Origin of the sequence: Flammeovirga yaeyamensis (assembly GCF_018736045.1) — a bacterium.
In the GTDB taxonomy this organism is placed as follows: Bacteria; Bacteroidota; Bacteroidia; order Cytophagales; family Flammeovirgaceae; genus Flammeovirga; species Flammeovirga yaeyamensis.
The window spans coordinates 1,449,232-1,470,695 of record NZ_CP076132.1 but is presented as its reverse complement, the minus strand read 5'-3'; the positions used below and the strand labels follow the sequence as shown (position 1 = coordinate 1,470,695).

At 38.5% G+C, this 21,464-nt stretch carries 18 protein-coding genes; 6 read left to right on the top strand and 12 right to left on the bottom strand.

Going from position 1 to position 21,464, the window contains the following annotated elements; genetic code table 11:
* Positions 1-229: 229 nt before the first annotated feature.
* The 8 genes from KMW28_RS05670 to KMW28_RS05635 form a co-directional block, all read right to left on the bottom strand.
* Positions 230-1,483 (bottom strand): NAD(P)/FAD-dependent oxidoreductase, encoded by a 1,254-nt coding sequence (locus KMW28_RS05670; RefSeq protein ID WP_169664228.1) that lies wholly within the window; start codon positions 1,481-1,483, stop codon positions 230-232.
* Position 1,484: 1 nt separating this feature from the next.
* The gene (locus tag KMW28_RS05665) at positions 1,485-1,793 is read right to left on the bottom strand and encodes a 2Fe-2S iron-sulfur cluster-binding protein (protein ID WP_169664229.1); all 309 of its coding nucleotides are present in this window, start codon (positions 1,791-1,793) and stop codon (positions 1,485-1,487) included.
* Between the two features lie 51 nt (positions 1,794-1,844).
* Entirely contained in the window at positions 1,845-3,032 is a 1,188-nt protein-coding gene (locus tag KMW28_RS05660; protein ID WP_205958178.1) for a cytochrome P450, read from the bottom strand.
* A 670-nt stretch (positions 3,033-3,702) separates the two neighbouring features.
* Positions 3,703-4,635 carry an alpha/beta hydrolase gene (locus KMW28_RS05655; RefSeq protein ID WP_262899385.1) on the bottom strand — a complete coding sequence of 311 codons (933 nt, stop codon included), beginning with the start codon at positions 4,633-4,635 and terminating at the stop codon, positions 3,703-3,705.
* Between the two features lie 18 nt (positions 4,636-4,653).
* Positions 4,654-5,079: a nuclear transport factor 2 family protein gene (locus KMW28_RS05650; protein WP_066209442.1), complete on the bottom strand. Its 426-nt coding sequence runs from the start codon at positions 5,077-5,079 to the stop codon at positions 4,654-4,656.
* A 20-nt stretch (positions 5,080-5,099) separates the two neighbouring features.
* Positions 5,100-5,540: a nuclear transport factor 2 family protein gene (locus tag KMW28_RS05645; RefSeq protein WP_169664231.1), complete on the bottom strand. Its 441-nt coding sequence runs from the start codon at positions 5,538-5,540 to the stop codon at positions 5,100-5,102.
* 139 nt (positions 5,541-5,679) lie between these two features.
* Entirely contained in the window at positions 5,680-6,594 is a 915-nt protein-coding gene (locus KMW28_RS05640) for a helix-turn-helix domain-containing protein (protein WP_169664232.1), read from the bottom strand.
* A 473-nt stretch (positions 6,595-7,067) separates the two neighbouring features.
* Positions 7,068-7,922 carry an AraC family transcriptional regulator gene (locus tag KMW28_RS05635; RefSeq protein WP_169664233.1) on the bottom strand — a complete coding sequence of 285 codons (855 nt, stop codon included), beginning with the start codon at positions 7,920-7,922 and terminating at the stop codon, positions 7,068-7,070.
* Positions 7,923-8,179: 257 nt separating this feature from the next.
* Here KMW28_RS05635 and KMW28_RS05630 point away from each other — a divergent pair, with 257 nt between their 5' ends.
* The 3 genes from KMW28_RS05630 (at position 8,180) to KMW28_RS05620 (ending at position 12,544) form a co-directional block, all read left to right on the top strand.
* Positions 8,180-9,295 (top strand): Zn-dependent alcohol dehydrogenase, encoded by a 1,116-nt coding sequence (locus KMW28_RS05630; RefSeq protein ID WP_169664234.1) that lies wholly within the window; start codon positions 8,180-8,182, stop codon positions 9,293-9,295.
* Entirely contained in the window at positions 9,295-10,107 is an 813-nt protein-coding gene (locus KMW28_RS05625) for an alpha/beta hydrolase (protein WP_169664235.1), read from the top strand. Before KMW28_RS05630 ends, KMW28_RS05625 begins: the two co-directional genes overlap by 1 nt.
* 151 nt (positions 10,108-10,258) lie before the next feature.
* The gene (locus tag KMW28_RS05620; RefSeq protein WP_169664236.1) at positions 10,259-12,544 is read left to right on the top strand and encodes an FdhF/YdeP family oxidoreductase; all 2,286 of its coding nucleotides are present in this window, start codon (positions 10,259-10,261) and stop codon (positions 12,542-12,544) included.
* A gap of 374 nt (positions 12,545-12,918) precedes the next feature.
* Here KMW28_RS05620 and KMW28_RS05615 read toward each other — a convergent pair whose 3' ends face one another.
* The 4 genes from KMW28_RS05615 to KMW28_RS05600 form a co-directional block, all read right to left on the bottom strand.
* The gene (locus KMW28_RS05615; protein WP_169664237.1) at positions 12,919-14,187 is read right to left on the bottom strand and encodes an Lcl C-terminal domain-containing protein; all 1,269 of its coding nucleotides are present in this window, start codon (positions 14,185-14,187) and stop codon (positions 12,919-12,921) included.
* On the bottom strand, positions 14,174-15,502 hold the full coding sequence (locus KMW28_RS05610) for a sulfatase-like hydrolase/transferase (RefSeq protein WP_169664238.1): 1,329 nt from the start codon (positions 15,500-15,502) through the stop codon (positions 14,174-14,176). The genes KMW28_RS05615 and KMW28_RS05610 overlap by 14 nt, the downstream gene beginning before the upstream one ends.
* Before the next feature lie 476 nt (positions 15,503-15,978).
* Positions 15,979-16,206 (bottom strand): hypothetical protein, encoded by a 228-nt coding sequence (locus KMW28_RS05605; protein ID WP_066209454.1) that lies wholly within the window; start codon positions 16,204-16,206, stop codon positions 15,979-15,981.
* A gap of 4 nt (positions 16,207-16,210) precedes the next feature.
* Positions 16,211-17,845, bottom strand: a complete 1,635-nt coding sequence (locus KMW28_RS05600; protein WP_169664239.1) for an ABC-F family ATP-binding cassette domain-containing protein — start codon at positions 17,843-17,845, stop codon at positions 16,211-16,213.
* A gap of 497 nt (positions 17,846-18,342) precedes the next feature.
* Here KMW28_RS05600 and KMW28_RS05595 point away from each other — a divergent pair, with 497 nt between their 5' ends.
* The 3 genes from KMW28_RS05595 (at position 18,343) to KMW28_RS05585 (ending at position 21,434) form a co-directional block, all read left to right on the top strand.
* Positions 18,343-19,551 (top strand): CobW family GTP-binding protein, encoded by a 1,209-nt coding sequence (locus KMW28_RS05595; RefSeq protein ID WP_169664240.1) that lies wholly within the window; start codon positions 18,343-18,345, stop codon positions 19,549-19,551.
* 477 nt (positions 19,552-20,028) lie between these two features.
* Complete coding sequence (locus tag KMW28_RS05590; protein ID WP_169664241.1) at positions 20,029-20,982, top strand: hypothetical protein; 954 nt, start codon at positions 20,029-20,031, stop codon at positions 20,980-20,982.
* Positions 20,982-21,434 carry a YdeI/OmpD-associated family protein gene (locus tag KMW28_RS05585; protein WP_205958179.1) on the top strand — a complete coding sequence of 151 codons (453 nt, stop codon included), beginning with the start codon at positions 20,982-20,984 and terminating at the stop codon, positions 21,432-21,434. Before KMW28_RS05590 ends, KMW28_RS05585 begins: the two co-directional genes overlap by 1 nt.
* Positions 21,435-21,464: the final 30 nt, after the last annotated feature.

Genomic DNA, 21,464 nt, shown 5'->3' with positions numbered 1-21,464 from the left:
AGGAGCTGAATTTACGCTCCTCATTACGCGGGCACTAGTTAGGAGACTAGCGCCAGTGTTTAGAATAGATCCATTTTCAATGAAAAGTTTCACCCCTTCCCTTTTACTTCTTACTTCTATAAAAAGCCCGAAAGAAATAAATTCCTGGGCTTTCGATACTATACCAAACGAAAACACCCTTTTCCCTATTAGTTATTACTTAAAAAAACGAGCGTAAACTCAGCAACTCCTAACTCATTGCTTTTGCCAAAAGATTCGCCGGCTTAAACACCGTCGCCACATCCCTCAACTTCTCCTTATCCATCACTTTTCTTTCTTTGATGAATTTTGTACCAACAACATAAGCTTTGGCATTATTGATCGCATCTACTGCCAATAATTCTTCGCCTTTGAAGTACCATACGGAGAATTTGATTCCATCGCCTTCTTCTTCTCTTACTATGATTTCGTTATAGCCTTGAGAGAGCCCTACCATTTGCAGTTTCACATCGTATTGGTCCGACCAGAACCATGGAATCGTTTCATATATTTTTTCAGTCCCTACGATATGGGCTGCGGCTACTTTGGCTTGATCCACTGCATTTTGAACAGATTCCAATCGAATCCATTGCTGATAATGAGGATTGAAATGATTGGTATTATCGCCTATAGCATAGACATTTGATAAGGATGTTTGGGTAAACTCATTTACCTTAATACCGTTATCAATTTCTAATTGGAGTTGTTGAGCTAACGATAAATTTACATGAACTCCTACTCCAACGATAATCATATCTGCAGTATAGCTTGATCCATCTCCACAGTTTACAGTGTTTACTCCCTCTTGATCTGTGAAAATACTTGTTACATTCTTGGAGGTAAGCACATCAACATCTTTATCGGTATGTAGTTTTTGGAAGAAATCTGACATTACCGGTGCAGTTACACGAGCCAATATTCTTTCTTCTCTTTCTAGAACTACAACTGATGCTCCTAATTTTTTAAGTGATGCTGCTGTTTCCAAACCAATATACCCACCACCAATAACGACTACTCTTTTCGCATCAGCTGATTTTACCCAACTCTTGATGTTACTAACATCTTGTGCAGTTCTTAAAGGATAGATATGATTGGCTTCTTTTAATCCTTCAATTGGTGGAATAATCGGTCTTGCCCCCGTTGCTAATACCAAATAATCGTACGGTTGTTCATCACCATTCGCTAATAGAACTTTTTGATTTTCCTTTTGGATATCTGATACCTCAATTCCAAGTTGTAATGAGATATTTTCCTCCTCATAACTTTCCTTGGACTTTAAGCAATTCTCTTCAATTGGGGTATCTGCCGTTAAATAAGCTTTTGATAATGGAGGACGATGATAGGGTAAAACAGGATCTTTATCGAACATAATGATCTCCCCTTCAAACCCTTCTTTTCTTAACGAAAAAGCAAAGTTGACACCCGCGTGACTAGCACCAACAATAACACATATTTTCTTTTTCATCTTATTTTACAACGTTTAAAACAACGCCATCCATTGCTTCTGTTACTTGAAGCTGACAACATAAACGGCTAAACTCGTTTGCGTCATCATCAAGCTCTAACATATCCGATTCGATTTCGCTAGCCACTCCCGTTTTATCGGTATGACCTGCGTCTACTTGTACGTGACAAGTAGCACAAGAACATACGCCACCACAGTCCCCATCAATTCCTTTTACGTTGTTTTTTACTGCTAATTCCATTACTGATCCAGATGTTCCTTCTACAGTAATTTCCTCTTTATCTTTAGTTATAAATGTGATTTTTGCCATGATTCTTAAGTTTGTTGTGTATAAGATTGTAAGTTGAGAAGTTCAATTCCTTTATTTTCCTTTGATATTCATTGTGATATTATCAAACCCTACCTTACGGTTGAATTCTCCCCACTCTTCGATATTTTCTTTGTAGTTTTTGATTTCAATTGAACCCACTTTATTCGCCAATGTGTTGATCAATACTTTCAATATCTGACGAGCATGGGTTGCTCCTAAACAGTTATGATGACTAAAACCAAAAGCCACGTGAGGGTTGATTTTACGATCCAATACGACTTCGTTAGGGTTCTCGAATGCAGCAGAATCTCTGTTTGCAGAAGCCCAACACATCGATACTCTTGAATCGTTTTTAATGGCATGTTCACATACTTTCGTATCTTCCGTAACCACACGTCCCATATGCGTTAATGGAGAGAAGTAACGTACCAATTCTTCTACAGCCTTACCTACAATCTCCGGTTCTTGACGTAATCTTTCTAATGATTTAGGATGTTCAGCGAAGTAAGCCAAAGAGTTTGTCACCGCATTAATAACAGTATCACGGCCACCTGCAAAGGTTAAGATCATTACCCCTTTCACCTCTTCTTTTGTCATCTTCTTTCCATTCACTTCAGACGATAATAATAAAGAGTATAAATCATCAGAAGGATTTTCTGCAGCACGATCGATTTGCTCGTCCAAGTAATCAAATAAGATATTGGCTTTATCTGCATCAGTAGATGATTCCTCACTTCTAAATACGTGAACACCCCATCCGATCCAAGTCTCCGCCTCTTCGTAAGGAATATTCAATAATAAAGTCAGACATCTTGATTGAAGCTTTAGAGAGAAATCAGACACCACTTCGATATCGTCTTTTGCGATCACCTCATCGACCAACTCTTCAATTATTTTGGTCATCTTCGCTGTATATTCTTCCTCTAATGGACGCTTAAACCAAGGTTCCACAAGGTTTCTATAATCTTTATGTTCTGGCGGATCTACCTCAAAAGGAATCTGACGAATATCTCTAATCGCCACCTCAGATGGCACCACAATTCTACCTGGAGTCGCTCCAGAAATAAAAGTCTTCCAATTATGTGCAGTTTTTCTCACGTCTTTCAGACGTAATAGCATAGTCACAGGATCATTCTGATCGTCGATATCTCCATACCCTCTTTCAATTCTAGCTTGCTCAAACGGGTCAGGAAACTCACTTGTTTTCACTTTCTTCTGTGTTTCTGTTTGGTGTTCCATAATACTAAGAGTAATGATAATTTATTGCATACCTACAGACACATGTAACCATAGCACATCAGATAATTCTAAATAAGATATGATGATGAGAATGTAGTTCTACTTTAGTGTTTAATTCGTTTGGAAAAATTGATGCCTTCCGATACAACATCAAATTCTAAAAAGTGTAGCAAATACTACTATTACAAAGAAAGGGGGTTTGAAATCAACTCAAGTTCTTTATTTTGGTCAATTTGTAATGTATTTTATCAATCAAGGATAAATTACGATAGAATTCAAGGCAGAATAAGATAGGAATTGAGGGAAAAGATGAAACTAAGGAACTAAGAAACTAAGGAACTAAGGGAGATGGAATTAGGAATTAGGAATTAGGAGTTAGGAATTCTGAATGTTCGTAGGCTAGCGCAAGTGTTTAGCGAAGCGACACTTGTGTCTATAAACTTTAGAGGCCTCCCGACCTCGGTTTAAGTAATAGGGAATAAGTAATAACTAATAGGTGTTGAATTTACGCTCCTCATGACGCGGGCACTAGTCAGAAGACTAGCGCCAGTCATACAAAAAGAATATTTCTTAAAACTTTACTCCCCTACTAACCACCTAACATTTCACGTTTTTCATTTTTAACTTTTCATTTTTAATTTAAAACCGCTTTTCATTTTTAATTTCCCCCCTAAAGCTTTTCACCAAACCAAGCTGCACCTTTCTCCACAGCCAACGTCACTTCTTCCTCTTGGTCGTAGAAGTTGAATTGTTGCATTGGAGAGCCTAGGTCAGTATCAAGCCAGATTAGTTCTTTGTCTGATGTGTCGATTTTCTCAAAGAAGTTTTTGGTGTATTGAGGAAGCACACATCCGTCTGAATGGATCATTAACGTTGGAGCAGTTAATTTTTCTGCGAAAGGCATTGGGTCTAGTGTTAACCAATCTTCCCAAGACATTACAGCAAATTTATCGTTACTCCATTCTTTTATACCACCTCGTTCTGGGTTTAAATAGTAATCGTATTCACCGTACATCGCAGCAGCTGTATTTGTTGTTGAGATCGTTTCGATGTATTCTACTTCCCCATCCTCTGCAAATTTCTTTTTAGCGGCTCTTGCTGCACTTATTTTTTCTTGCACACCTTCTTCACCTCCGTAGAATAGTTTTACAGCTTCGGCATCGTGTAACCATGATGCGGCCGTTACTACAGATTTGATTCGTTTATCTTGAGCAGCAGCCATTAATGTGTACATTGATCCGGCACAAACAGCAAACGCTCCAATTTTAGTATTATCTACTTCAGGTAGTGTTTCTAAGTAGGAAACGGCATTTCTAATATCTTCTACTTTAGTCGTTGGGCTCTCCCAAAAACGAGGTGATCCTTCACTTTCTCCAAAGTTTCTAAAATCGAACGCTAAAGTGATGAAGCCTTTTTCTGCGAATTTCTTTGCATACAACCCTGCCATTTGTTCTTTTACGGTGGTCCAACTTCCTACAGAAATAATGGCTGGATATGTTTTCCCTTCTTCGTAATTTTCTGGGTAGAATAAGTTACCTACTAAATTTAATCCTTCGCTTTTAAAGTTGATGTTTTTCATTGTTGTTGTGTTTTTTTGATAGATGAGAAATTGATAAATAGATTATTTAATTTGATCGAGTAATCCGAAACCTCTAGCAGCTACGATAGGGTTAAATATCTCCACATACTCTTTGATTTTGCCCTCTTCATCAAATTGGAAAGTAGCATAGTAGTCGTTATTGTACCATCCTGCATCGTTCTTTAATTTGATTTTACCTTCGAACTTTACGAATACAAATGACGGATCTTCCATTGCAAATAGCTTTTCGATAGGAAATTCCATCGCTTCGAAATTAGAGAAAACAGGTTCCCAATACGATCGAACGCCTTCTTTACCTTTTGTTCCTTCAGGAAAAAGTCCTGAATGATAAGGGTTGATATGTTCTCCATCTTCAGCGAATAAATCGACTAAAGCTTCCAATTGATAGTCTTCTAAAGCTTTAAAGAATGCTTTAGTGTTCTCTTTATTTCTTTCAGCAATATTCATGAGGTTATATATTTAGGTGATTATGCATTTACGTTTTTCATTGCTAACTCTGGTAATGAAGTATTACCATCTTGATATTTAAAATTGAATTTCATCTTCGTTACTCTCCAATTGTCGTTTTCTTTTTCCAACTCGAAATTATAAGAACCTACCACTGTCCAAACATTCCCCTCCTCAGATTCTAAATAATGAGTAGCTGTTCCATAGCAAAAGACCTCGGCCTTATCACCTAAATCTTTTGTCATGTCATTGCCAATTTGATGATGTGTATGTGTAAACCCAGGCAAGATCGTTTTCCATCCCTCAATTATTTGAGAGGGTGCTAAAGTCACTGCCGGATTGCCATTCATTGATGAGTAATCAAGCACTACTTTATCCGCAAAAATCTTTTCTAATTTCTCCCATTCCCTAGCGTCTGTCGAGATGAACAATTGATGTACAGTTTCTAAAATAGCATTCATAATTCAAATGTTTTAATCATTCAAAACCAAAGAGTTAAACTTCAATTTCGTACTATTGTTATTTTTGATATTACAAATGTAGAGGGTAAAGTCCTAGATGAATTTATGATTTCAAATCAAAAAGTTTGAATTTCAAAGGTTATGGATTTTTACGGTATTTTAGAGGTGTGGTTCCCGTGTTTTTCTTAAAGAAAGTACTAAAATTATTAGGCGATTCGAAGTGCAACTTATAAGCAATTTCTTTCACTGAAGCAGTAGTCTGTACCAACTCGGATTTCGCCAATTTTATCAAATGATGATGGATGTGATTGATCGCTGACTTTCCTGTGATTCCTTTCACCACCGCATTTAAATGATTTGGGTGAATATTTAATTTCTCCGCATAATAGGTGGGTGAGTGTAGATTGGCTAATTTTTCCAATTCAGCCTCAGGGTAAAAACTCACCTTAATCAATTTCTGAAAACGTGATAATAAAGTAATATCCGCTTTCCTAATTTTATCTTCCGTATCCTTTACATCCTCTCGATTATTCAAAATTCTCCTCAGCTTATTTAAGAGCAAAAGAATATAGGTTCTGATAAAATCGAACTTATCCTCGTGATCACTCAAATACTCCTCCTTAATGTCTTCATAAATGGATAAAATACCAGGAAGATCCTTCTGTTCAATTTCAAAAGGAATAGATTCATCGATCTTCAAAAAAGGGTATTCATCCAAAAGCGTATCAAACAAACGACTCTTTGATAAAAAGTCCTGAGACATCATCACGTAATAACCCGACCAATTCGGAAAAATATCCCATGAAGTAATCTGAAAAGGAGAATTAAAAAATACCGTCACTCCCTCTGGAAAATCCTTATGATACCCCGAAATCGCCTTTCCATCTCCATCCGCCTTAATTGCAATAGCATAAAACTCATGTCGAAACGAAGGCATATTCGACTTCACTTTCCCCATATTTTCCTCAAAACTTCGAATATCAAAATGAGGATGTTTGGGAGCGTTGATGCCAATTGCAGAGCAATAGGAGGCAATGGTTTTAAAGTGATGCAATTTCTGAATTAGGAACTAGGAGTTAGGAATTAGGAGTTTTGGTTCTCCACTTCGAAAATGAAGTTAAAAAATAAAGTAGTAGGTAGCAAGTAGCAGGTAGCTGGTGCTGAATTTACGAGTACCCTGGCGCAAGTGTTTAGCGCAGCGACACTTGTGCTTATAAACTTTAGAGGTCTCCTGACCTCGGTTTAGGTAATAGTGAATATGTAATAACTAATAGGGCTAAATTTACGCTCCACATAGTCAAATTAGGAATTAGGAACTAGGAGTTAGGAATTCTGAATTTACGCTCCTCATAACGATGGCACGGGTTAGGAACCCCGCGCTAGATGTTATGTACATGCTTCCTAATATACCCCTTATATTCCCCCCACGAACCACCTAACATTTCACGTTTTTCATTTTTCATTTTTAACTTTTAATTTAAAACCCCGCTCTTCACTCTTCGCTCTTCACTCTTCACTTGAAAAGCCCTAAAGCTTTTCCAAAGTGCTTCTATACATCTTCCTAAACCCCAACGGCGAGTACCCCTTAAACTTTTTAAACTGTTGGTAAAAAAAAGGAAGACTTTCATACCCGCAGGTATATCCAATTTCTGCCACCTGCATATCCGTTTCCAATAATAATCGACTCACACGATTGATACGATATTCGTTGAGATAAACAAAGAAAGGGCGTTGCATATTTTTAGAGAAGAACCTGGAGAATGATTGCTCGGTCATACTTAGTTCTTCGGCGATTTCGGAGAGTTTAATTTTTCTTGAGAAGTTTTGTTCCACAAAGTTTTGAACTACTTCAATTCGGTTATTGGTATCTTTAGATGATTCGTAGGAATAAGACTCACCTGCTAATATTTCTCTTTCGTTTAATTGATTCATTTCCCCAAGAAGCGCTATAAATTTTGCATACCGCTCCCAATGATTAGCTTCTATTATAGCCAACATTTTTTCTTTTATTTTGAGGGAATCTGCGTTCTTAAATAGAATACCTCTTTCCACATTCTTAAATGCATATTTGATATCGGAAAAAGAGAAAAGTGGTTCAATTAGTTCTTTTGGCCATTGCAGTACTAAAGATTCTACATTGTCTTCGTGTGTAGAATCGTCCTTCCAACAGTGAGGAAGGTTAGGACCAATTAATACCAATTCGCCCGGTTGGTAATCAGATACATTGTTTCCGACATATCTACTTCCAGTACTTTTAATAATGTAAGTCAGTTCGTACTCTGGGTGCAAATGCCATGGAGTCACGAATCGTTCATTGGTATATTTAAAAGCTCTAAGTGTGGATTCATCCTGAGTGATGACCTTTTCTAAAATGGCCTTCATAGATTAAAAAGTTATGTATATATAGTGGTGTTGTTTCACTTCATTCGTTTGATACGCAAAATACATAACTTTTCAATCAAAATAAAGAACAACATGATAGAATAAATGATGTTCATTTGTAAAACGAGGAAACTATTTTTTAATAAATAATGTACTCCCAAACTTTTTGATGCATGATTTCAAGACCAATTTTCGAGGAAAATTTTTGTTGAATTCATGAATGGACACTAACAAAATAACAAATATATACTCGCGCTATGAGCATTATATCAAAAGCTGCTATTGGCACCGGTAATGGAAACTTTATTATCGACACTATTGAGGTGGGTGAACCACTTGCAGATGAAGTACTTGTAAAGGTAAAAGCTGCAGGTTTATGTCACACTGACCACGACTCATTAACTTGGGGAAAGTCGATTGTATTGGGACACGAAGGTGCTGGTATCGTAGAAAAAGTAGGAAATGAAGTCACTCACCTAAAACCTGGCGACAAAGTTATTCTTAATTGGGCAACACCTTGTAAAACTTGTTTCCAATGCCAAGATGGCAATCAACATATTTGTGAGACCAACTCTCCAGTAACAGCAGGAGGTAATGGTTACACACCTGGACATGCACATTTAGAAGGTACAAAATACGAAAGAGAAGCGATCGAGCGATCATTCAACATTGGTACACTTGCCGAATACACTTTAGTAAAGGCATCGGCTTGTGTTAAACTAGATTCAGACATGCCGATGTCTTCTGCTAGTATCATTAGCTGTGGGGTAATGACAGGCTATGGTTCTGTAGTCAACACGGCGAAACTTCAAGCAGGAACATCTGCTGTAGTTTTAGGAACTGGCGGTGTTGGTCTGAACGTTATCCAAGGAGCTCGAATTTCTGGAGCAGCAAAGATTATTGCTGTAGATATCAATCCAGAACGTTTAGAAATGGCCATGCAATTTGGTGCCACTCACACCATCTTAGCAGAAAAAGATGATATCGGATTGATGAAAGCCTCGGAGTTAGTCAAAGAAATGACAGACGGTAGAGGTGCCGATTATGCTTTCGAATGTACAGCAATTCCAGCACTTGGAGCCGCTCCTCTTGCCATGGTTAGAAATGCTGGTACGGCGATTCAAGTAAGTGGTATCGAAGAAGAAATCACTATTGATATGCGATTATTCGAATGGGATAAAATCTACATCAACCCGCTTTATGGTGGTGCAAGACCAGAAATCGATTTCCCTAAGTTGGTCAACTTATACAACAAAGGCGACTTGATGTTGGATCAGATGATCACTAGAACTTATCCGCTAGAAAAATTAGGTCAAGCATTCGACGACATGCTTGCTGGTAAAAATGCTAAAGGAGTAATCGTATTTGAATAATGGCTGAATCAAAATTTAGAACAACAGAACTTTCGGACCCTCGTTTCGAAATGGACGGTCTTCGTTTCATCACGGTAAAGACCGATAATTTAAAAGGTAGAGGAGATATTTGTGTTTGGGTACCTGAAGGTGATCATCAAGATCTACCTATCGTAACTCTTCTGCACGGCGTTTATGGCAGTGCATGGATTTGGGCCATGATGGGTGCGGCACATATCACTACCAAAAGATTAATTGATGAAGGTAAAATTGCTCCATGTGTTTTAGCAATGCCTTCGGATGGACTTTGGGGTGATGGATCAGCCTACAACGATCACGATGGCTTCAGCTTCGAGAAATGGATTGCAGAAGATGTCCCTCAAGCGGTAAGAGAGAATATCCCCCAAGTATCTGATGAATCAAAGTTATTTATCTCCGGCCTTTCGATGGGTGGTTTTGGTGCCCTTAGAATTGGAGCGAAATACGGACATCAGTATACTGGAGTAACTGGACATAGTTCGATTACAGAAATCGAGCAAATGAAAATATTTGTGGAAGAACCGGTAGATTTTTACCGTCAGGCGGATAGAGAAAATGAAGATGTATTTACGGCAGTTATCAACAATAAAGACACCTTACCTCCTTTCCGTTTTGATTGTGGGGAAACAGACGAATTGATTGAATACAATCGCAAGCTGCACGCTGATTTAGATGCAGCAGGTATTCCACACGAATACGAAGAGTTTAAAGGTGGACACCAATGGGAGTATTGGCAAGAACATCTTGCGGATACACTTGTTTTTTTTAATAGAATAGACGTACCTGTAGAATAGGTACACAATGTTCCAATTTAAGTAGGCGTGTTGTCCTACTCTATTTTGTAGGGACTTATGTACGGACGTTGCACTGCAACGTCCCTACTTTTTTATAGAAATCAGCAAACTGTTTCTTAAATTGTAACACCCTACAAGCAATAAAAACACTATGAAATCTACTACCGAAAAAAGACACATCTCTGCAGTTGGCCCTGTAGAGTTTACAGATATACGACTAAAAGCTCCTCAAGATTATGCTGCAGGATTACCTGCCGTAAAAATAGCTTTGGGTCATGCAATGAAAGAAATGGGTTTGGCTAAATCTATTGCCACTCTCGCAAAAATGAATCAAAAAGGCGGGTTTGATTGTCCAGGCTGTGCTTGGCCCGATCCCGACCATCGTTCAAATTTAGGGGAGTTTTGCGAGAATGGAGTGAAAGCGATTGCAGAAGAAGCCACCAACAAAAGAGTAAACATCGATTTCTTCAAAAAGTATTCAGTAGAAGAAATGTCGCATTGGACTGATTTTGAAATCGGCAAAAGCGGTCGTATCACAGATCCAATGATCCTTAGAGAAGGAAGCACACATTACGAACCTATCTCTTGGGAAGAATCATTTAAAATCATTGCCCAAGAACTAAAAGCGTTAGACCATCCCGATCAAGGTATTTTTTATACTTCAGGAAGGTCTAGTAACGAAGCCGCTTTTCTTTACGGCCTATTCATTCGAGCTTTTGGAACGAACAATATGCCCGATTGCTCCAATATGTGTCACGAATCAAGTGGTGCGGCACTGTTCCAAACATTAGGTATTGGTAAAGGATCAGTAACTTTAGACGACTTCGGAGATGCTGATGTTGTGATGGTCATTGGTCAGAATCCGGGAACCAATCACCCAAGAATGTTATCCGCTTTAGAAAAATGTAAAGACAATGGAGGGAAAGTAGTCACTATCAATCCACTTCGTGAAGCGGCTTTGGTACGATTTAAAAACCCACAAGAACCTAAAGGAATTATTGGTGGAGGAACAGCTATAACAGATCATTATTTACAAGTACGCATTAATCAGGATGTGCCTTTATTAAAATTGATCATCAAAAAGCTGGCTAAGATTGAGGAAGCTAAAGGAGGTGTTTTTGATCATGATTTCATTAATACACACACTTCGGGGTATGACGATTTCATCAAAGACATTCATCAATATAAAGAAGAAGAATTATTGGCAATGACCGGCATCGACGAACATCAAATTGATGAAGTCGTGCAATTATTAGCCGAGAAAAAGAGAATAATTATCTGTTGGGCGATGGGCCTTACTCAACATAAAAACGGGGTGGATAACATCAGAGAATGTGTCAACTTACTGTTATTAAAAGGAAGTATTGGTATTAAAGGCGGCGGTACTTGTCCGGTGAGAGGACACAGTAATGTACAAGGTGATCGAACGGTGGGCATAACGCATCATGTATCGAAAAGATTGAATGATGGGTTCAAGAAAGCTTTCAATTTTGACCCACCAACGAAAGAAGGGTTGGATGTAGTAAAATGCATCAAAGCGATGTACGAGGGGGATGCAAAAGTATTCGTTGCCTTGGGTGGAAACTTCCTATCGGCAGCATCAGATACCAATTATACTGCACAGGCCTTGATGAACTGTAACCTTACCGTTTCCATCAGTACAAAACTAAATAGAACACACCTCATCCCAGGGAAAACATCACTAATACTGCCGACTTTAGGAAGATCTGAAGCCGATAAAAACAGATTCGTGACGGTAGAAAACAGTATGGGTAGAGTGCATCAATCCCAAGGTAGACTTCAACCAAGTTCCAACAATTTGATGAGCGAACCAGAAATTGTTGCCAACATCGGCAAAGCCTATTTCGGAGAGAACCATCATATTCCTTGGCAACAGTTGGGAGAAGATTACGACCTCACAAGACAAAAAATATCGGAGGTGTTTTCAGGCTTCGATAACTACACCGAAAGAGCTAAAAAGGCAGGTTTCGACCTCCCCAACCACGCCCGTAAAGGTGACTTCTCAAAACTACCAGGTGGCACAGCTAAATTCTCCATCAACGCCCTGCCATCTCATGACCTCAAAGAGGACGAATACCTTCTAATGACGATCCGTTCTCATGATCAATATAATACCACGATCTACGGCTTAGACGACCGCTACCGTGGCATCTACAACGAAAGAAGAATCGTAATGATGAATTACGAAGAGGCCATCGAAAAAGGTTTCAAAACCTACGATGTGGTCGACCTCATCAGTAACTACAACGGAGTCGAACGCAAAGCCGAAAACTTCATGATTATCCCTTACGACATCCCAAGAGGCAACCTTGCCGCCTATTTCCCAGAGGCCAATGTGCTTATTCCAAACGATCAATATGCGGATGTGAGCTTTACGCCGATAAGTAAATCAGTGAAAGTTGAAGTTAGGAGCTAGAAGTTAGGAATTAGGAGTTGGCTGAATTGACGCTCGTTTTTAACTAAGGAACTAAGGAACTAAGGAACTAAGGAACTAAAATATTTTGAACGTTACATTTTTGCAAATGTTTGGACTTGTAAAACAGGGGAACATTTGAACTAATTTTACGAGTAAACAAGATTGGGAGATCTCTAACGATTGTGGGTATAGATGTCACTATCGCTTAACATCTGCACGAACTCTAGAGACAAATAATATTAACCTTCGATCCTTAGATTTTGCTATGAGGAGCGTAAATTCCGCAACTCCTACCTCCTAGTTCCTCACTCCTAATTCACCTTGTAATTTCCAAGATCTTAGTTTCTTAGTTCCTTAGTTTTTCACTTTCTTAGTTAAAACGTCCTCACCACCCTCACATAATTCTCAAACCTCACCACATCCCCCTGCGGCCCATGCCCCTGTGAATAATCCTTCCCATCATCGGTTTTTGGACTGCTTCTTTGGGCTCCGGCTCCGTGAACGTCTATTGGTGTAGTGCTTCCTTCGGGGAAGAAACCCAAGGCTTCGCCGAAGCAGAGGTAGACGGCATTACTGGCTCTTTGAAGGTTGAGGTGGGTGGTACTTGACCAGAAAAATGGGTAATCCATCAAACCGCCTTCGACCTCTATTTTTGATATGGAGAAGATGGGGTCGATGGCTGCTGAGTTGGTGGATTGGGGACTTCTTGAGTAATCGAGGATACTATGTAATTCTTTTGCGTTGGGGAGTCGCCAATCATTATAACCTTTATAATTGGAAGCGTTAAGTGATTTTACCCAAGTTAAGGCTTCTGCCCATTCCATGGCTTTTTGACTATCTTCTTTGTCCCACATTAATCCAGTAGCAATATCAGAAATGGTTTCGTCTTCGTTGTCTACAAACTGATTGATTCCGTAGCTAGTGTTCCCTCTTACAAGTTTTAAACTGTATTCTTTTTCTGCACCTCTTGATGTGAATGGATAACCTTTAATTCGGCCATCGGCTACGTTAAGTCCAAATAGTGTACGGTCTTTTCCCATCGTCACACCTGTATATTCGGTTGAGCTGTAGTATTGTACATCAATGGAGCGTGTTCCGTTGGCGAAGTATTCGAAATCAAATACCGAATCGTCTATGAAAGGAATGGCGGTGGATGGTGGTTGAGATTCCATATCTGAACCACTGACATCGGTTCCATCAAACTGAATTAAAGAATACAACTCCTTGATAGTGGGTATTCTCCAATCGCTGTATATTCCATTGTTTTTTTCTATGAGGTAAGCTTCTGCTTCTGTGGAGGTCATCACATTGAATCCTTGTTCCCACATTAAGCCGGTGTGGTTATCTGTGACGGTTTTATTGGCTTCATCTACAGAGTAGGATGGCTGCAACCCTTTATAATGAGCATCTTGACCATAAAACTCGCTTTCTTCCCCAGGTAACTGATCAAAAGCCGTTGAATTATTATAGGCTATTTTCTGATTTGTACTGACAATCGGATAAGTCAGTCCCGAAGGTTGAGGCAGTTCTTCTGTTTCCTCATTTTCATCTTCAGGAAGGAGATCTTCGTTTTCTATCACTTGGTTATTGCATGATAAAAAGATCACGCACAATAGGATGCTTAGTTTTTTAATTGATATCATGATTAATACGTTTAACTTGTTCTTTTAATAGTTGTCTTGCTTCAATATCAGTAGTTTGATTACTCTGAATTAGATCATTGGTCTCATAAGGATCATCGATTAGATTATACAGTTGATCGTCGCTACCTTCCGAACCAATAAGTTTATACTTACCATTTGAGATGGCATAACTGTACACATCGTTGTTTAATGTTTCCGCAAAATTATAAGTTCTTGATGATGTAGTGGAGTTGAATAAACTTTTAAAGCTTTCACTGTCTTCATAAGAGGAGGTTCCCGTATTCGTAAGATCCGCCACAGTAGCGAAAATATCTGTTACAGAAACTTGTGCGGCTTCCCGCTCTCCTATTCTCGATACCCCTTTACCAGCTACAAACATAGGTACATTTATTCCTCCCTGATACAGGGATCCTTTCCCTCTTCTTCCTCGGTAAGGCGATTGCAACACCTCTTTTGTCGTACCATTATCACCCACAAAAATGATTAAGGTATTCTCTCTTGTAGTATCATCCAAAGATGACAAAATCTGACCAATCGAGTAATCCATTGCCTCAATCATCGCCATATATTTTGAAAGATCGCTTCCATCCTCCACTTGATGATGCATCTCGCTTGGAGGATAATGAAAAGGGGTATGCGGTGCCGAATAAGCCACCCAACAAAACCAAGGTTGATCTTGCTGACCAATCCAATCCACAGCCATCTCTCCTATTTTCGATGTATTATATTCAGTTGAAGTAGATTCCACACCATTCACCACCATATTCCAATTGTAATAATCAGTCAATGCCCCTTGCGAAAATCCAACATAGTGATGTACCCCAAAATCATTCGGAGCCGTCGGCTGATTATTCCTCGACAAATGCCATTTTCCAATCACCGCAGTAGCATACTCCTCCTCAGAATGCTCATCAATATACTGATGAACACTCGTCTCACTAGAAGACAAATAAGCTCTATCCACATTTAGAATCCCTGTCTTATTTCCATACTTCCCAGTTAAAATAGCCGCTCTAGTTGGCGAACAAACAGGATAAGACCATACATTATCAAATGTAATTCCTTGAGTCGCCAATGATTCCACATTAGGCATATTGGGCTTCACAATACCCTCCTCATAACCTGGAGTAGCATCCAATCCCATATCATCAGCAATGATCAGTAAAATATTAGGAGCAGTCGCATCTCCCTCATCGGGAACAACAATATCCTCCTCCTCATCAGGAACAGCTTCCTCAATATCAGCCTCCTCCTCTTGAATAGTCTGACAGTTAGCGAAGAAAAATAAAAACAGAAAGAAGTAAGTGTATTTCATATCATATAAGTAATCGTATTACATTAACAATATGAGCAAAAATTTGATGGGGAAAAGAGAATTTCAACGAAAGAAGGGGGATTTTCAACGAAAGAAAAAAATAGGTAGCAGGTAGCAGGTAGCAGGTAGCAGGTAGCAAAATTAACGCTCGGTTTCAATTAAAGAACTAAGGAACTAAGGAACTAAAATATTTTGACTGTTACATTTTTGCAAATGTATGGACTTTTAAACCAGAGGAACATTTGAACTAATTAAACGAGTAAACGAGATCGGGAGATCTCTAACGTTAGTGGGAACAGATGTCGCTATCACTTAACATCTGCACCAGTTCTAGGGACAAATAATATTATCCTTCGAACCTTAGATTTTCGCCATGAGGAGCGTAAATTCCGCAACTCCTACCTCCTAGTTCCTCACTCCTAATTCACTAGTTATTTCCGAGACCTTAGTTCCTTCGTTTCTTACTTCCTTAGTTCCTAATATTCTGCCTCAATCTTATCAATCACCTCATCAATCTCCTCAAACGCCACCTTATGCTTGCCGGCCAGAAGATCGACGATATGATATGCGGTGTCGTCTACAGATTTGAGGATGCCGTGGATGCATCTTCCTTCTTTAGTGACCACATCGATTTCTCTTCCAATCATTAGGCTTGCCTTTTCTTTGATTGCTTTGCCGTAGTAGCGTTTGTTGGTTTTTCTCATGAGATTATAAGTTGATATCTGCTAGTTTTTCAATTCTGTTTCTTTTTAAGTATTCGTCGATGGTTTCGAAGTGTTCGATGACGCGTTGGTCTTTGAACTCGAATACTTTTTCTGATAGACCCTGCAAGAAATCTCTATCGTGAGAGACTAGGATAAGGGTGCCATCGTATGATTTTAATGCCTCTTTCAAGACGTCTTTTGATTTTAAGTCCAAGTGGTTGGTTGGCTCATCGAGAATCAGAAGGTTGACAGGTTCTAGAAGTAATTTGACCATGGCCAAACGTGTTTTCTCACCACCTGATAATACACTGACTTTTTTATCCACATCGTCGCCTCCAAACATAAACTGACCAAGAATATTGTTGATGTGTTTTCTGATATCGCCTTTGGCTACTTCGTCGATGGTTTGGAAAATGGTTAATTTCGGATCCATCAATGAGGCTTGGTTCTGTGCGAAATAACCCACTTTGATATTGTGTCCTAACTCACTTTCTCCTCCATCCACATCAATTTCTTTGAGGATAGATTTCAACATCGTCGATTTACCTTCTCCGTTTCGGCCGACAAAAGATACCTTCTCTCCTCTTCTGATAGACATGTTCGCATCTTTGAATACAACATGATCACCATACGATTTGGACACGTCGGTAACCGTTACTGCAATTTCTCCCGAACGTGGAGATGGAGGGAATTTTAGTTTTAATGCTGATGTATCTACTTCATCAATTTCTATCGGTACTAACTTCTCCAACATTCGCTCTCTTGAGGATACTTGGTTGGTTTTTGAATACGTTCCTTTAAATCGTTCGATGAATTGTTTGGTATCAGCTATCAGCTTTTGCTGCTCTTGGTACGCTTTTAATTGATGTGCTCTACGATCCTCTCTCAACTCAAGGTATTGGGTATAATTTGCCTTGTAATCGTAGATTCGACCCATGGTCACCTCGATGGTTCTGTTCGTGATATTATCAATAAATGCTCTATCGTGGGAAATCACCATTACAGCTTGTGCCTTATTGACCAAGAAATCCTCTAACCAAATCACCGACTCGATATCGATGTGGTTGGTAGGCTCATCCAATAAGATCAAGTCAGGCTTCTGAAGAAGAATTTTAGCCAACTCGATACGCATACGCCATCCACCAGAAAACTCTGAAGTCTGACGGTGCATGTCTTCTTGCTTAAAACCAAGTCCTTTTAAGGCCTTCTCCACCTCTGCATCATAATTAACATCCTCCAAAGCATAGAACTTCTCACCCAAGTCCGTCACCTTCTCGATGATGTCCATATATTCCTGACTTTCATAATCAGTACGTGTCTCCAACTCTTTGTTTAGAAACTCCATCTTTTCCTTCATCTCGAAAACATGTTGGAACGCTTTAGAAGCCTCTTCGAAGACCGTACAATTATCCTCCGTTAGCAAATGCTGAGGAAGGTAGGCAATAACGGTATCCTTTGGAGCACTCACCTGCCCTTTTGTTGCGTTCTCTACCCCTGCCACAATTTTCATCATGGTCGATTTTCCTGCTCCATTCTTACCCATCAACGCAATTTTATCGTTGGGATTGATCACAAAAGAAACATCACTGAAAAGTGTTGCCCCGTTAAATTCTACTGCTAAATTGTCTACTGAAATCATTGAAATATATGTTTGGTGCAAAGGTAAACTTTTTGGGGCATAATTGTGCTTTTGGGGAATGAATTAATGACCTTTTGATTCTGGGTTTAAATGAAAAGTTAAAAATGAAAAATGAAAAACGTGAAATGTTAGGTGGTTCGTGGGGGGAATATATGGGGTATGGTAGAGAGTATGTACATAACATCTAGCGCGGGTTTCCTAACCCGTGCCCGCGTAATGAGGAGCGTAAATTCAGCAACTCCTAATTCCTAACTTCTAACTCCTAATTAAAAACCGAGGTCAGGAGACCTCTAACGTTTATCAGTCACCAATGACGCTTCGCTTAACATTGGCGCCAGTGGTCTATGTACACTCAGCACCTATTAGTTATTAGTTATTACTTATTCCCTATTACCTATTTAATGCAATTCTGTCGCAACAATACCTAACATAACTTGTAACAGCTAAACGATTAATTTATCTTTCGAAAATTATAAATTAAATCGCCAGAAATATAAATGAGTCAGTCGAATAGAATTCCCGTTGTGATCTTGAATGGATTTCTTGGGTCAGGAAAAACCACTTTATTTAGAAATTTATTGAACCAATCTACTAAATATGAGATTCCTGTAAGTGCCATCGTGAATGATATGTCTGAACTTGATGTGGATGGTGAATTATTGGGTACAACTGAAGCGGTAGAAGATGATACGAGTATATTGGAATCTATCCATAACTGTTTAATAAGTAGTGAAAAAGGGATTGAGAAAATGGAGCAGGCGATTAAAAAATTGCTAGCACATCAGGCCCCTAAGTTGATAATTATTGAAACATCAGGAAGTAGCCACCCGATGCCTTTGATTGAATATTTTAAGAATCAGTCGGCGTTAAAGCTTGTCGGTGTTTTTGCTCTTGTAGATAGTTTGATGCTTGGTCAAGATTTCAATTATGGGGAACATTTAGTTCCTAGATTCCAACATAACTTGAGTACGGGAAAGAGAGATACAGTAAATCTTTTAGTGGAACAAATTCTGTTTTGTAATCACTTATTCCTTACTAAAAGTGATCGAATTGCAAAAGATAAAATCGAGGTAATTTCTTCTCAAGTCAAAAGTATCAACCCATTTGTCTATACTCACTCTTTATATTATGGACAATTAGATATTCATGCTATCCTAGAACTTGATGAATACGATTACTCCAAAGTCGCTTCATTAACCAAAGAACTACAACCTGCACTCAACGCAGAACAAAAAGAAGATCGTCCTTACAATATGGCTACAAGGGTAATAAAAGATGTTCGACCATTCCACCCTCAACGCCTTTGGAAGGTGTGTCATGAATACCTAGACCAAAGAATCTATAGAAGTAAAGGCTTTTTCTGGCTAGCAAGCCGCGATAAACTTTCTTTAGTATGGAATCAAGCTGCAGGCGGAATCAGTTTAGAAATTATCGGATCTTGGAGATCAGGCATCTTAGAAGATGAAGATAATGGCCTTGTGGAAGAAGAAATCACATTCCTAAAAGAGATGGTGGCTAAAGACCCAGGCCGTTTCGGTGATAGACAATGCGACTTAACTGTCATCGGCGATGCCTCACAAGTCGACCGATTTACTGAAGCCTTAAAGTCATGCTTTCTCACGGAAAAGGAAATTGAGCTTTATCAAAATGGATTTGAGTTTGAGGATCCGTGGCCTAAGAACATACTTCGTGTGAAAGGAGAATGAAATGAAAAGCCTTGGGGCTTTTCAAGTGAAGAGTGAAGAGGGAAAAGTGAAGAGCGAGGGGGGAAATTAAAAATGAAAAGTTAAAAATGAAAAACGTGAAATGTTAGGTGGTTCGTGAGGAAGCTTATTGGGTCAATAAAGAAAGTAAGTATATTAACTAGCGCGAGTTTCCGAACTCGTGCCCACGTCATGAGGAGCGTAAATTCAGCAACTCCTAACTCCTAGTTCCTAATTAGCCTATGTGAAAGGTAAATTCAGCACCTATTAGTTATTACTTATTACCTATTACTTAAAAACGAGGTCAGGAGACCTCTAACGTTTATCAGTCACCAATGACGCTTCGCTTAACATTGGCGCCAGAAAGGCACCTATTAGTTATTACTTATTCCCTATTACCTAAAAACCCCATTGCAACTAAACTCATAAAACTCTATATTGAACAAGTATTAAACTAACTATACTCGATTTAAGTAAACCATGAAAACCAACTTCCTCTTTCTTTTCTTTTTCATCACTTTATTTACCCAGGCTTCTGATGAAGATTTATTAAAAAAAGTCCGTAAGCATTATTATGATATTCAGGATAAGGCGAAATACTTGAAGGAATTTAAGGCGGATCAGTATACCTCTTATTATAAGGATAATGGGAAGGTGGTGAAGATTGTATATCAAAAAGATCAATTAAAGGAGGAGTACTTTTATTATCCTGGGGAATCGTTTCCATGTTTTGTCTATGTAGTTGATCAAAAGAAGGAAAATCGATTCTATTTTGAGAATGGAAAAGATACACATTTGGATGAAAATGTATTAAAGACTTCTCATCTATTGTTTCGTTGGGTGGACGATCAAAAAGTTGAAAGATCGTTGGATGAAACTTATTTGGAAAAAGGGTGGGATTATTCAATGAAAGGTGCAAATCTCTATTTAAAAGCCAATATTACCCTTTCACTTAGTGATGAAGAGCTTACTAAAATCACCTCCTATTTCAAAGATCTTGATGATACCCATTTCACTGAACTCACCACAGAAGATGATAAAGAAAAACTTCCAGAAGAAAACGAAGGAGATCATGTGGGTGGGGAAACTTTTAAGACTTTTATCAATGAAGAAGAACATCTCAAAAAAGAAGAGTTTATAAGTTGGGTAGATTGTGCAGGTGGATTTGGAACAACTCATAATTCTTACTTCAAAAAAGAAAAATACATAGGTACTCAATCTAAATACGCAAAATTCGATTATCTATTTGGGGTGTCTGAAGATAAAGATCCAAGAAGTATTGAGACGTTTTTACATAAAATGATAACATACAGTTACCCTATTAATGATCAGAAAATACTTTGTATAAAAATCATTTCTCTAAGAAACCAAAAGGATGATTTTTATGAGTTTGAACCCATATTAAGTTTTTCTGATATTCAAAAGATGCAATAATGACCTATTCAGCTGAACAAATCATTTCACAACTCGATAAAAGAAAAGGAGGCTACTTTTACATAAAATTGGATGCTGATATCATCAATCAGTTTGAACAGAAAAAGAAGACGCGTTTGATTTGTACTTTAGATAATAAGCTTACTATTCGTTGTGGACTAAATCACTTAGGTGATGGTCACTTTTATATCATTTTATCAAAAAAGAATCTAGAACTCATTCATAAAAAATTGGGAGACACTGTTCATTTACATATTAAAGAAGACCCCGACCCTTTAGGTGTTGATATACCTAAAGTACTTGAAATCCTCTTAGAACAAGATGAAGTTATTAAACAAAAATTCAATCAACTTACTTTAGGGAAAAGGAGAAGTATTATTTATCAAATCAATCGGATTAAGAATATTGATAAGCAGATTGAGCGTTGTAGTCAGTTGATATTGTCTTCTTGAAAGAGTACTCAAGAGTTTAATTTGATAGAT

Coding starts and splice junctions, on each gene's coding strand:
- KMW28_RS05670 (WP_169664228.1), bottom strand. CDS start 1,483: ATGAAAAAGAAAATATGTGTTATTGTTGGTGCTAGTCACGCGGGTGTC.
- KMW28_RS05665 (WP_169664229.1), bottom strand. CDS start 1,793: ATGGCAAAAATCACATTTATAACTAAAGATAAAGAGGAAATTACTGTA.
- KMW28_RS05660 (WP_205958178.1), bottom strand. CDS start 3,032: ATGGAACACCAAACAGAAACACAGAAGAAAGTGAAAACAAGTGAGTTT.
- KMW28_RS05650 (WP_066209442.1), bottom strand. CDS start 5,079: ATGAATATTGCTGAAAGAAATAAAGAGAACACTAAAGCATTCTTTAAA.
- KMW28_RS05645 (WP_169664231.1), bottom strand. CDS start 5,540: ATGAATGCTATTTTAGAAACTGTACATCAATTGTTCATCTCGACAGAC.
- KMW28_RS05635 (WP_169664233.1), bottom strand. CDS start 7,922: ATGAAGGCCATTTTAGAAAAGGTCATCACTCAGGATGAATCCACACTT.
- KMW28_RS05630 (WP_169664234.1), top strand. CDS start 8,180: ATGAGCATTATATCAAAAGCTGCTATTGGCACCGGTAATGGAAACTTT.
- KMW28_RS05625 (WP_169664235.1), top strand. CDS start 9,295: ATGGCTGAATCAAAATTTAGAACAACAGAACTTTCGGACCCTCGTTTC.
- KMW28_RS05620 (WP_169664236.1), top strand. CDS start 10,259: ATGAAATCTACTACCGAAAAAAGACACATCTCTGCAGTTGGCCCTGTA.
- KMW28_RS05615 (WP_169664237.1), bottom strand. CDS start 14,187: ATGATATCAATTAAAAAACTAAGCATCCTATTGTGCGTGATCTTTTTA.
- KMW28_RS05610 (WP_169664238.1), bottom strand. CDS start 15,502: ATGAAATACACTTACTTCTTTCTGTTTTTATTTTTCTTCGCTAACTGT.
- KMW28_RS05605 (WP_066209454.1), bottom strand. CDS start 16,206: ATGAGAAAAACCAACAAACGCTACTACGGCAAAGCAATCAAAGAAAAG.
- KMW28_RS05600 (WP_169664239.1), bottom strand. CDS start 17,845: ATGATTTCAGTAGACAATTTAGCAGTAGAATTTAACGGGGCAACACTT.
- KMW28_RS05595 (WP_169664240.1), top strand. CDS start 18,343: ATGAGTCAGTCGAATAGAATTCCCGTTGTGATCTTGAATGGATTTCTT.
- KMW28_RS05590 (WP_169664241.1), top strand. CDS start 20,029: ATGAAAACCAACTTCCTCTTTCTTTTCTTTTTCATCACTTTATTTACC.
- KMW28_RS05585 (WP_205958179.1), top strand. CDS start 20,982: ATGACCTATTCAGCTGAACAAATCATTTCACAACTCGATAAAAGAAAA.